At 52.3% G+C, this 12,166-nt stretch carries 10 protein-coding genes and 1 tRNA gene; 9 read left to right on the top strand and 2 right to left on the bottom strand.

Annotated features, from left to right (window positions below; all coding sequences use genetic code 11):
• Positions 1-159: 159 nt before the first annotated feature.
• Entirely contained in the window at positions 160-633 is a 474-nt protein-coding gene (locus AC5JMP_RS16655; protein ID WP_495852602.1) for a hypothetical protein, read from the bottom strand.
• Positions 634-855: 222 nt separating this feature from the next.
• On the opposite strand from AC5JMP_RS16655, the gene AC5JMP_RS16650 reads away from it, so the two are divergent.
• The 8 genes from AC5JMP_RS16650 to AC5JMP_RS16615 all read left to right on the top strand — a co-directional run bounded on the left by AC5JMP_RS16650 (position 856) and on the right by AC5JMP_RS16615 (position 7,821).
• Positions 856-1,335: a glutathione peroxidase gene (locus AC5JMP_RS16650; protein ID WP_495852601.1), complete on the top strand. Its 480-nt coding sequence runs from the start codon at positions 856-858 to the stop codon at positions 1,333-1,335.
• Positions 1,336-1,494: 159 nt separating this feature from the next.
• Positions 1,495-2,148: a response regulator transcription factor gene (locus tag AC5JMP_RS16645; protein ID WP_495852600.1), complete on the top strand. Its 654-nt coding sequence runs from the start codon at positions 1,495-1,497 to the stop codon at positions 2,146-2,148.
• Positions 2,148-2,777 (top strand): DUF4129 domain-containing protein, encoded by a 630-nt coding sequence (locus AC5JMP_RS16640; protein ID WP_495852599.1) that lies wholly within the window; start codon positions 2,148-2,150, stop codon positions 2,775-2,777. Before AC5JMP_RS16645 ends, AC5JMP_RS16640 begins: the two co-directional genes overlap by 1 nt.
• Positions 2,778-2,794: 17 nt before the next feature.
• The gene (locus AC5JMP_RS16635; protein ID WP_495852598.1) at positions 2,795-3,976 is read left to right on the top strand and encodes a DUF4350 domain-containing protein; all 1,182 of its coding nucleotides are present in this window, start codon (positions 2,795-2,797) and stop codon (positions 3,974-3,976) included.
• Between the two features lie 33 nt (positions 3,977-4,009).
• Complete coding sequence (locus AC5JMP_RS16630) at positions 4,010-4,960, top strand: AAA family ATPase (RefSeq protein ID WP_495852597.1); 951 nt, start codon at positions 4,010-4,012, stop codon at positions 4,958-4,960.
• 96 nt (positions 4,961-5,056) lie between these two features.
• Positions 5,057-6,391, top strand: coding sequence for a DUF58 domain-containing protein (locus AC5JMP_RS16625; RefSeq protein ID WP_495852596.1), 1,335 nt, complete (start codon positions 5,057-5,059; stop codon positions 6,389-6,391).
• A gap of 165 nt (positions 6,392-6,556) precedes the next feature.
• A tRNA-Met gene (locus AC5JMP_RS16620) sits at positions 6,557-6,630 on the top strand.
• A 654-nt stretch (positions 6,631-7,284) separates the two neighbouring features.
• Entirely contained in the window at positions 7,285-7,821 is a 537-nt protein-coding gene (locus tag AC5JMP_RS16615; RefSeq protein ID WP_495852595.1) for a LabA-like NYN domain-containing protein, read from the top strand.
• A 123-nt stretch (positions 7,822-7,944) separates the two neighbouring features.
• Here AC5JMP_RS16615 and AC5JMP_RS16610 read toward each other — a convergent pair whose 3' ends face one another.
• A complete protein-coding gene (locus AC5JMP_RS16610) occupies positions 7,945-9,666 on the bottom strand; it encodes a hypothetical protein (protein WP_495852594.1) in 1,722 nt (573 codons plus the stop codon).
• Positions 9,667-9,928: 262 nt separating this feature from the next.
• Here AC5JMP_RS16610 and ppk1 point away from each other — a divergent pair, with 262 nt between their 5' ends.
• The gene (gene ppk1, locus AC5JMP_RS16605; protein WP_495852593.1) at positions 9,929-12,073 is read left to right on the top strand and encodes a polyphosphate kinase 1; all 2,145 of its coding nucleotides are present in this window, start codon (positions 9,929-9,931) and stop codon (positions 12,071-12,073) included.
• Positions 12,074-12,166 lie beyond the last annotated feature (93 nt).

The following is a 12,166-nucleotide window of genomic DNA, read 5'->3' as shown; positions in this document are numbered from 1 at the left end:
AACCATCCTCAAAGCCAGACATAGTCTGTTCTGCAAATTTTCGGACAAGTCTAATGAGAATGATTCAACTCAAACCCCAATTCATCTCGCTTCAAACAAAAACGTCTCCACTGACAATGAGAACGTTCCGATCTGAAACCAAAAGCCTGACGTAATTTCCTACACCTGTGCCTCCTGCGGCTTCACCTTCCGAGACTTGCGGGCAAACCGTCGCCCCAACTCATCCACCACTGTCTCCAGCCCAGCCCCTTGTCCACTCGCCTTCGCGTAGCCATACACCTGCAACGCCGCCCCATACGCCTCGCTACCCACCATCACGTAGGTATCATCCATCAACTCCTGCAACTGCGTCAGCGCCATAATCATCGGATACATCGCTTCAAACAAATCCACATCCTTCCGCATCTCATCCAGATCAAACGACCTAGGCAAAAAGTCTGGATTCTGCGTCGCCACCTCCAGCGCCTTGCTCACAAACGCCCGACTCTTATCTCCTAGCTTCGGCAGCGCCTTCCGCTCCTCTACACTCAAATCAATCAAAAACGGCAGCTTGGTTTTAATCGTAGCGATCGCCGCCATCACCGCATCGCGATCGGTTTGAGTCAGCGTTGTGCTAATTGCATGGACAGACATCGCTAAATTCTCCTGGGATTTCCAGGCTTAGAATACCCAAACGCAGATTCAAAGGAGATGAGACTTGTAAAAGATGAGCGATCGCGGCTCAGCCTTGGGTCGCGGGCAAGATGCCCGCACCACGAGGAAATTTCACAGCTGATTTAGGATTGCCATAGTTCTGCTCTAGACCAGACAATCTAGCAGTACGATCGAGCTATCCCCTTTGTTTCCTAAACCTGCATGACTTCCATCTCTGACATCACCGTCAAGACAATTGACGGCAAAGACGCGCCCCTCAGCAGCTACGCCGGGAAGGTTTTGCTGATCGTCAACGTCGCTTCCTACTGTGGCTACACCTCACAATACAAAGGTCTGGAAAAACTTAACCAAAAATATCGCGATGCCGGACTGCGGATCTTGGCGTTTCCCTGCAACGACTTTGGGGCGCAAGAACCGGGCAGCAACCAGGAAATTGCCGAATTCTGCGATCGTAATTATGCGGTCAGCTTCGAGCTATTTGATAAAGTTCACGCTAAGGGCAGTCAGCAGCACCTGCTCTACGCAAGGCTGACGAGCGCCGTGCAGCCTGGTGACGTTGCTTGGAACTTCGAGAAATTCTTGATCGGCAAACAGGGCGAGGTCGTAGCCCGCTTCAAAAGCGCCGTGTCACCTGAGTCTCCAGAGCTAATTGGAGCGATCGAGCAGGAATTGGCTCAATAAAACAGGGCTGTGAGGAAATATTTCCTTGTCGCCTCCTACTGAGCATCTCTAACAATTTTTGGGTAATCTACGTGTTATGTGGAAATACTGGATATCATGTACTGGATATCATGATTGGCAGATTTTGCGATCGGTTCTAAGCGTGGCGAGTTATCAAGCATGAGCAAGGAAAACGGTACAGGCGAAAACAAGCGGCTACTGCTGATTGACGATGACCCAAACTTGATTTTGCTAGTCAAGGATTACCTGGAATTTCGAGGATACGAGGTAATCACCGCCGAGAATGGTCAAGAAGCCCTAGAAGTATTAGACAAAGATACACCAGACATGATCATTTGCGACGTGATGATGCCGCAAATGGATGGCTATTCGCTGGTCGAGCATGTCAGGAAAAATCCTCGCACAAACTGGATTCCGGTACTATTTCTCTCCGCAAAAGGGCAGAGCCAGGATCGGGTCAAGGGCTTGAACACGGGCGCAGACGTGTACATGGTGAAGCCATTTGAGCCAGAAGAGCTGGTGGCGCAGGTGGAATCTTCTCTGAAGCAAGCCTCTCGCCTAATTCAGCGTCAAGACAAGGGCAGCGAAAGCAGCTCACCCAAGATTCAGGTGCCGTTTGATGTCGAACTCACGCCGACCGAGCTACGGGTGGTGCAGTTTGTAGCGCGGGGCATGGCAAACCGCGAGATTGCGGACGAGCTAAACGTTAGCCAGCGGACAATCGAAAGCCATGTCAGCAATATGTTGGGCAAAACCGGGCTGCACAACCGCACAGAGCTAGCGCGCTGGGCGATCGAAAACAGCATGGCGTAATGGCGATCGCATCAGGAGTTCTAGCGGCAGCTGCGGGAACGTTCGAGAAGACCAGCTTTGACTGGCAGCTTCGTCAGCTCCATCAGCAGTTTGGTGAATGGGTGCAGCGGCTGCTATCCAACGATTCCAATGCGCCTGATGAAAATTGGCAACTTCCAGAATGGCTGCTCAGCAGCCTGTTTTGGCTGATTGTGATTGGGCTGGCGGGCTTTCTGGGGTGGCAGCTCTACCGATTGCTGAGTCCCTATCTGGCGGCATCCCGGCAATCGCGTCAAAATCTCCACTCTGTGGCTGCATCTCCGATCGAAACCCTGCCCGTTACCGAGTGGCTCCAGCGATCGCGTCAAGCCCGACAGCAGGGAAACTATCGTGAAGCCTGTCGGGCGCTCTACATGGCAATGCTGCAACGGCTAAACGACCAGAATTTGATTGCCCAACAGCCCAGCCTCACGGACGGCGAATATGCTGCATTGCTGCACACCCTCAGCACGCTCGATCGCCCTCAGCCTTACCACCTGCTGCTGCGCACCCACGAAAGCCTTCACTTTAGCCAAGCTGCCATCTCTGCTGAAACTTGCGATCGCTGCTGGCAAGCCTACCGTGAGATCGATCCGGCGGCGATCGTTTAACTCCCTCAATCCCAGACATGAACTTCAAAAATCGTCGGTGGCTTGGTGCAATCGCCCTATTGACCCTCATCTTGCTCAGCCTCTTTGCCGCACCCGCTACCGACCTGCGCCAAGGCTCCACCTACAGCCGATCGCCGGACGGCTACGGAGCCTGGTTTGCCTATATGCAGGCTCAGGGCAAGCCGATTCAGCGATGGCAAAAGTCAGTCGATCGCCTGTTTGAGGCTGATGAGCCGCCTGTGCCTTCTGCCACTGAAGTGAGCACCAAGGCTTCTCTCTCCTCCGCGCCCCCATCTCCTATTACCCTGATTCAAATCGACAACGGCAACATCTGGTCAACAGCCGCAAATCCTGGATGGATTGAGCAAGGCAATGTGCTGGTGCTATTGGGAACTAAAGCACCCGTGAGCAAAGCGCCGTTTCGTTCTAGCTTGTCTAGCCCTTCCGGTAGCGTCAAGATCGAAACCAGCCAGCGGTATACGCCATCAGGACAGCGAGCCTCAGAGCCGCCAGGGCAAGATTCGAGCCAAATCCAGCCGATCCTGCGCGATGACTACGGTGCGGTAGTTTGGGAAGAGGCGATCGGCAAAGGTCGCATCATTCATTCATCTACCCCTTTTTTGGCAGCCAACGCCTATCAGGATGAACCAGGAAATTTCAAATTTCTAGCGAAGCTCGTCATTGATTCCGGGCATCCTATTTGGGTGGATGAATACATCCACGGCTACAGAGACCCTGATCCGATCGCTCCAGGCAAATCTCCGAGCCTTCTGGGATACCTTGCCCAAACGCCGTTGCTGATTGTAGGCGTACAGGCCCTTGTCCTGTTGCTCACCCTAATCTGGGGACAGAACCGTCGCTTGGGCGCGCCCAAGAAGCTGGCTGAACCACCCGAAGACAACAGCACTGCCTACATTCAGGCTCTCGCAGGGGTATTGCAAAAGGCAAACAGCAGCGACTTTGTAGCGGGAACGATCGCCAAAGCTGAACAAATCCAGTTTCAGCGATCGCTCGGCTTAGGCACTGCCCTCCTCGACTCGCAAACCGTCAGCGCCGCATGGCATCAGCAAACGGGACAACCTGCCGCCCAGCTCCAGGAGATCCTGGATTTACCCCAGGGCGATCGCCGTTCAACAGACTCAGAGCTGCTAACCTGGCTAAAAAACATCCAAACCGCCCACCAGCAGCTCGAAAGATAGCTCCCGACTCCTGACTCCCCATCCCCCCTTCCCGTGAACGACTCCTCCACCCTCTTTACCCAACTCTCAAAAACCCTCAGCCAGATCGTCGTTGGTCAGCCCAACCTCGTGCGAGATCTCATGGTGGCGCTGCTCTCCGGCGGTCATGTGATTCTAGAAGGCGTACCGGGAACAGGGAAAACCCTCACCGTCAAAGCCTTAGCCCAGCTCCTGCAAGCCGATTTTCGGCGGATTCAGCTCACGCCCGACGTGTTGCCCTCCGACATTTTGGGCACCAACATTTTCGATTTCAATAGCCGCAACTTCACCCTGAAGCCAGGGCCAGTTTTCACGCAAATCTTGCTAGCCGACGAAATCAACCGCACGCCGCCCAAAACCCAGGCGGCATTGCTGGAGGCAATGGAAGAGCAGCAGGTGACATTAGACGGCGAAAGTATTCCGCTGCCTGACTTATTTTGGGTCATCGCCACCCAAAACTCTCTGGAATTTGAAGGGACCTATCCGCTGCCCGAAGCCCAACTCGATCGCTTCCTGTTCAAGCTAATCGTAGACTACCCCGATGTCAAAGCCGAGCGGCAAATGCTGCTCAACGCCCAAGCTGGACAGCAAACTAAACGGCTAGATCTGAAAAACTTGAAGCCGATCGCCACCGTTGAGCAAATCCTTGCCGCCCGTCAATCCATCCGATCGATTGAAATTTCGGAGCCGCTGCTAGACTACCTGCTAGCACTCGTACACCGAACCCGCCAACACCCCGACCTGGCGCTGGGTGCCTCTCCCCGCTCGGCAGTAGCCTGGTTGCAGGCCAGCAAAGCCCACGCTTGGCTCAACGGCAGAAGTTTTGTCACCCCCGATGACGTGAAGGCGATCGCGCCACCCCTACTGCGCCACCGCCTGATCCTTCGCCCCGAAGCTCAGCTAGATGGGCTGAAGACAGACAGCGTTATTGCCTCACTGCTCAATCAAGTCCCCGTCCCGCGTTAGATAAGTGGATGAGTGCATGAGTGCATGAGTAAATATCAAATTTGATAAAATACCCCCCACCCCATCCACCCATCCACCCCCTCACCCCTCCACCCCATGATCCCCTCTCTCCGCCTTTACCAGCTCCTTCTGCTCGGCACAGTGATTGGAGTAGCGATCGCCCTAGTCCGCCCCTCCGCTCTGGGACTGGCACTTCTGATCACGCTGCTCTGGGATAGCGTGATCTTGAGCTTGGCGATCGCAGACAGTCTGCGGGTGAAGGGCGATCGTGTCTCAGTAGCGCGGCTGCCTCTACAACGACTGTCGATTGGGCGAGAAAATCTGGTGCATCTGACGGTGAAGACAGGCAGGCAACCCGCCATCCTGCAAATCCGAGATTATTTTCCTCAATCCATGACCGTCACGCCCGAAACCCTTCAGGTAAGACTGTCTGCAAAGGCTGAGGAGGAGCTGACCTACACCGTGCTTCCCGCCCAGCGTGGCGAGTTCAACTGGGGCAGTATTCAGGTGCGGCAGCTAGGAACCTGGGGTTTAGCCTGGAATGACTGGACAATTCCCCAAGCGCAAACAGTAGAGGTTTATCCCGACTTAATGGGGCTGCGATCGCTCTCTCTGCGCCTCACCCTCCAAACCACAGGCAACCTGCGTAAAGCCAATCGCTTGGGCGTTGGCACAGAATTTGCCGAACTGCGGGAATACAGCATCGGCGACGATCCGCGCTTGATTGACTGGAAAGCATCGGCACGGCGCGTCAGCGAAGCCTTTCCGCGTAATCGTCCGCTGCTGCGCGTTTTGGAGCCTGAACAAGAGCAAACCCTGATTATTTTGCTTGACAGCGGTCGGCTGATGACAGCGCAGATCAACGGACTTGCGCGATTTGACTGGGGACTAAACGCGGCGCTTTCCCTGGCGCTAGCAGGACTCAACCGAGGCGATCGCGTGGGTATCGGCGTATTCGATCGGGCATTGCATACCTGGATGCCCCCAGAACGCGGACAGGCACAGTTGGCAAAACTGATCGATCGCCTCACGCCACTGCAACCTACGCTCCAGGAACCAGACTATTTCAGTGCTGTCACGACGATCGCCCATCAGCAGACCCGCCGTGCCCTCGTGGTATTGATCACAGACCTAATTGACACCACAGCCTCCGCCGAGTTGCTGGCAGCAATGGCACGCCTCACGCCACGCTACTTGCCTTTCTGCGTCGCCCTGCGCGACCCGCAAATCGATGCGCGAGCCAACCAGCGAACCCAAGATATCGCCTCTAGCTATGAACGGGCGGTGGCGATCGATCTGCTCAATCAGCGGCAGCTGGCTCTGGCGACCCTGAAGCAGAAAGGTGTGCTCATCTTAGATGCACCCGCCAATCAAATTACCGAGGAATTGGTCGATCGCTACCTAAAGCTCAAAGTCCGAGGGCAGCTATAGCCGACGTTGATAACCTCATACCGCTCAAGGCATTTGCTGAAAATTAATTTGCGCCACAATTGCCATCTTGACCACTCCATTGCTAGTATTGTCACAGTCTATATAGCTATGCTCGCGTCTTCTGACCTACGTTAGATATGAAGTCGAGGCTAATGACAAATACAAGGCTCAATAGCTCAGTTGGTTAGAGCAGGGGACTCATAAGCCCAAGGTCGCAGGTTCAAATCCCGCTTGAGCCATAAGGAAAAGAGCGTTTCGGGGAGGTCGTTATGACCTCCCCGAAACTTTTTGGGGTAAAAAGGGAGAGTTTGGGCGAAAAACTGGTGTAGAGCTGGTATAAAAATTAGTACCTAACGCGATGTGCAACTTGGTCTGAAAGTCTTGTAGGATGGGCATTTTGCCCGTCCGAATCTGGGCAGGAAAGATGCCTGCCCTACGTAGATCAAGACCTTTAGAAAAAGAGTCGCACATCGCGTTACTTATGAACTCAAAATGCACTAGGCTTGGTGCAGAAGTATCAAGAGAAAAGCTATGCAGGTAAGAGAACCTTGCTCTAACGACATAGCAGTTCTTAGATTAAAGAACTAATTTAAAGGAAGTCGATTTAGACTTAGATGAAAACAAAAATTTAACCATTTTTGAGTTTAAAAAAAATCTTGAAGTGCCTCGGCAGGATTTAACGTAGTTTAAAAAAGATTCACAACATAGTTCGCAACATAAACTGAGTGAATACCCGTCTTAGAGATAACTTCTGTGTCTAGAATTTTCATCTATGGAACCAAAAATTTCGACACATTAAGCACCTCTTTACTTCATCGCGAGAACGCCGTAGCATAAGACTCGACTCTGAAGTAAACCTTAAACTTTCTGCCTAGGCAGATGCGGAGTAGCACTTGTGTAAAGGATCACGCCCTGCAACAGAACCTCTTCCTGCTGATGAAGCGGATCTTCATCAACAGGTTGCTATTTTTGTAGACGGGGCAAACTTATTTTATGCGGCGCTGCATCTCAAGATCGAAATTGATTATGTCAAGCTGCTGTGCAAGCTCACGCGAGGGCGGCGGCTGCTACGAGCCTATTTCTATACGGGAGTCGATCGCGCAAACGACAAGCAGCAGGGCTTTTTGCTATGGATGCGGCGAAACGGTTATCGCGTGGTGTCAAAAGAATTGATTCAACATATCGACGGTTCCCAAAAGGCTAACTTGGATATTGAGCTTGTGGTTGACATGATGCAAATGTCCAACTACTGCAAGACAATGGTGCTGCTGAGCGGCGATGGCGATCTGACCTATGCCGTGAATGCGATCGCCTACAAGGGAGTGCAGGTAGAAGTCGTGAGCCTTCATTCTATGATCAGCGATTCGTTAATCAGCGTTGCCGATCGATACACTGATTTAGCCGCAATTCAAGAAGATATTCGGATCTAAGAAGCAGCAGATCGCAAAGTTCTCCTGATTTTCTCTAAAAGCTGGATTTCAAAGGCGTAGAGCGCCTTTGAAATCCAGCTTTTAGGGTTTTGCGGCGCGCGCCACAAAACCCTAATTTGCGATCTACTGAGGTTTATCCAGGATACAGTTTCCCGACAAAACGACCAGGTCATCTTCCTGAACAACAGTGCATTTACGAATGAATTTTTCGATCGCAAACGTCTTGCCCAGACGCATTCGCTCTGTTGCCAGCGTAATTTCTGGCTTGAACTGCTTCAGCCAATCACCAATTGGAATCTGACCATATTCGTCAACTTCTATCGTCGAGAGGTAGCGGCGATCGATCATCCAAAAATCGATGCCATGCTGACGGACAAAATCACGAACCTCTGAGGTTTTAAGGCTGTATTGAGCGCGAATCAAGTCTGTAATCCGCTGGCGAATCGGACGGTAGTAGCCCTGCTGGTAGGGCAACGCATATTCTCTGCCGACCCAAATCGATCGCTGAGAGAACGAGGGGATATTATCGATCTCTTTCGCTAGAGAAGCCACTAGAATGTCTTTGGGCTGCTGGGCAAGAAACTCATAGATATCAGGCACCGTCCCCTTGACATAGGAGGTTTTGGGGAACAAATAGAGCCGGGGGGAGAACAGCACTACTGCCCCCAAAAATAAAACAAAGGCGATCGCCAAGGTTTTTTTGAGAGGCACGGTCTGATGCTCTGCCCAGCCCAAGACTGCATCAATGATCAGCGTCACGACGATTGCCCCAGCAAACGCAGAGAAAATCTGCACGGTGTACTGCGTGTAGCGACTCGGCAGATACAGGCGAAACAGCAGCAGGTGCGCCGCAAAAAATATCCCAAAAGAAGCCAGACCTACCTGGGCAAAAATCCCAAGATGACGGAGCTGAGCCGCTAAAGGAAAGCGCGATCGCCAAACCCACACCAGCGGAGACAGCACAATTCCCACAATAGACAGCGGCATCATCCAGAAGAAAATGCCGCTACGCTTACCAAAGATCCAAAACATCCAGAAGTCGTCATTGAAAAACGCCGATCGCGCCTTCATCGCAAACTCTGGCATGGTTCGAGCTTCAGCAGCAGAAATGACTGCGCCGTAAGCAGAGTTTTCCAGCGCATAGGGCAGCAGCACCACAAACGCTACCGCCAAACCTGCGGCACAGAAAAGATAAAGCTGGCGCTCTTTCTTGAGCCTGCCTCGCCCGTTAAACAAGCGCATCACAAGCGTTCCCGCCATAATCAGCACAAACTGCGGATAGAACAGTCCTTGCAGCAAAATAGCCCCCAAGCAGGGCAACAGCGAACCTCGGAGCAGATAGTAAATAAACGCTAGGAAGCAGGGATAGAGAAACGATCGCGCTGTTCCCGACGGCAGATCATCCTGCACCCACAGATTTTGATTCAGCACCAGAGAGCCAATGAACCCCATCAGCGGCACGGGCAAAAGCTGGAGACTGATGCCAAAGGCGTAGACGGTTGTGATCAGCCCTAGCCCCATCGGCAAGAACTTATTGAAAAGGAGAGGATTGATGCCTAGCGCTGCCGGAATCCGGTAGAAAAAGCGGTATCCAGGGGGCGCGATCGACTGAAAGTAGTCGGCAATGGAATCGTTGGGGAACAGGGTTGGATCGAGAAATCGCTGCATCCAGAACACATGCTGCCGCGCGTCATCCTGAACCACATAGTCGGCTCTAAATCCTTGCTGAAGCCCCAGAACACCAAACAGTACGGCAAAAGTCAGGCTGAGGACAAACCAGAAAATTACCTGCGATCGGGGCGCTTTGGCAACGGGAGTGGTCAAAAAATGATGCAATGACAACATGCGGCGGCTCACTGAACATGCAACGCAGGGCTTAAGCAGAATACTATACGCTACGCGCTTAGATCCAAGGAGTTATTTAAGGAGTTATTTTTTGAGAGCCGCGCGGCTCTCAAAAAATAACTCGTCCTAACTCAATTAGGTAATGCTATACAAAGCTGTAGGCTATAGGTAGGATGCGGGCAAGCAGCCCAATGTCTTTAAGAATACTTCTCATGCTCAAACAATTTTGAGAGTATCTACATACCTATCTGTGCCGAACACCATGCCTAAAGTGAAGCAGAATTCCTCTGAAACTCATCTCAGCAATCCGCAATGCTATATAAGCCGTGAGCTAGGCTGGCTAGAGTTCAACCGCCGTGTGCTGCATGAAGCTCTAGATCCACGCACACCTCTGCTGGAACGTCTCAAATTCACCGCTATTTTTAGCTCCAATTTAGATGAGTTTTTCATGGTGCGGGTAGCAGTGCTGAAGGAGCAGGTGGAGGCGGAGGTCAGCGTTACCTCACCCGATGGGCGATCGCCCCAGGATCAGCTAGAGGCTATTAGCCAGGTGTTGCGCCCTATGGTGGCAGAGCAGCACCAAAACTTCGAGGAGGTCTTGCGCCCTCAGCTTGTCTCCCATGGCGTACATTTGGTTGACTATATCGATGTCAACAAGGATCAGAAGCAGTTCTTGCAGCGCTATTTTGAGGCACAAATCTTTCCAGTGCTCACGCCTCTGGCACATGATCCGAGCCATCCTTTTCCGCTGATGTCTAATCTCAGCTTCAATTTGATGGCGCTCGTCAAGCATCCTGAAACAAAGGTAGAGCGTTATGCTCGCGTCAAAGTTCCCAACACTCTCCAGCGCTTCATTACCTTTCCAGAAGAGCTGCGGCAGTACAAAGGAGAAGCCTGTCTTTGGCTAGGCGTGCCCCTAGAACAGGTGATTGCTCACAATCTGGAAGCCCTGTTTCCCGGCATGACCATTCTGGAATACGCTCCTTTCCGAGTCACCCGCGACGCAGACTTAGAGCTAGAGGAAGATGAGGCTGACGATCTGCTAATTGCCATTCAACAGGAGCTGCGCAAGCGACAGTTTGGCGGCTCGGTGGTGCGGCTAGAGATTCAATCTTCTACCACAACCGCCATGCGGGAAATGCTAATGGAAAAAATGGGGATTAGCGAAAGCGATGTCTATGACGTCTCTGGGCTGCTTAACCTCAAGGATTTGATGTCTTTTCTGGCAATTCCTTTGCCCCAGCACAAAGACGAGCCCTGGACAGCCAGCGTACCGCCCCGCTTGCGTGCCCTCCAAGATGCGACGGAAGAATCGCCTGAGAGCATTTTCTCCATCATTCGGCAGGGCGATATTTTGGTGCATCATCCCTACGAATCTTTTAGCGCCTCCGTCGAGAAATTTATTGCGGCAGCAGCGCTTGACCCCAAGGTGCTGGCGATCAAAATGACGCTCTACAGAACTTCTGGAGACTCGCCGATCGTCAAATCTCTGATCACGGCTGCCGAAAACGCCAAACAAGTTGCCGCCTTGATTGAGCTAAAGGCACGATTCGATGAAGAAAACAACATCAACTGGGCGCGTAAGCTGGAGAAAGCGGGTGTGCATGTGGTGTATGGCTTCGTCGAGCTAAAAACCCACACCAAAGTCGTGCTGGTGGTGCGGCAAGAGGGCGATCGCATTCGTCGATACGTTCACATTGGCACGGGTAACTACAACTCCAAGACTGCCAAGCTTTACACCGATTTAGGTCTGCTCAGCTGTCGAGAAGATCTGGGTGCCGATTTGACCGATTTGTTCAACTACCTGACGGGCTTCTCACGGCAGCGATCGTACCGTAAGCTCTTGGTGGCTCCCGTCAATCTGCGCGATCAGATGGTTGCCCTGATTAACCGAGAGGTAGAGCATTGCAGGAACGGTAAATCCGGTCGCATTATCGCCAAAATGAATTCCCTGGTTGATCCAGACATCATCAAAACTCTGTATGAAGCGTCAAACGCTGGGGTGAAAATTGATGTGATTGTGCGAGGCATCTGCTGTCTGCGTCCGGGAGTCAAAGACATGAGCGAAAATATCCGGGTGATGAGCATCGTGGGGCGCTATCTAGAGCACTCGCGGATTTTCTACTTCAACAACGATGGCAAAGAGGAAATCTATATCGGCAGCGCTGACTGGATGACCCGCAACCTCGATCGCCGAGTAGAAGCCGTCACGCCCATAGAAGATCCCGATCTATTGATTGAGCTGAAGGGCATTTTGGACACCTTGATGACCGACAATCGTCAGGCGTGGGATATGCAGAGCGATGGCTCCTACATTCAGCGTCGCCCTGCCGAAGGAGAACCTGAACGTAGCGCCCAAAAGCTGTTGACGGAAAAGGCAACGCGATCGAATAGCCCCACGCTTTAGTGTTCAGATTAGTGTTCAGAGAGTCCTCAAAAAACTATGACCTGAATACCACCAGCGCTTAAGCGCTAGAAAGGGGGCGCAGAGCGCCCCCTT

The sequence above is a fragment of the Drouetiella sp. genome, from assembly GCF_059504425.1.
The sequence above is the reverse complement of the archived record's forward strand: the minus strand, read 5'-3'. Positions and strand labels throughout refer to the sequence as shown.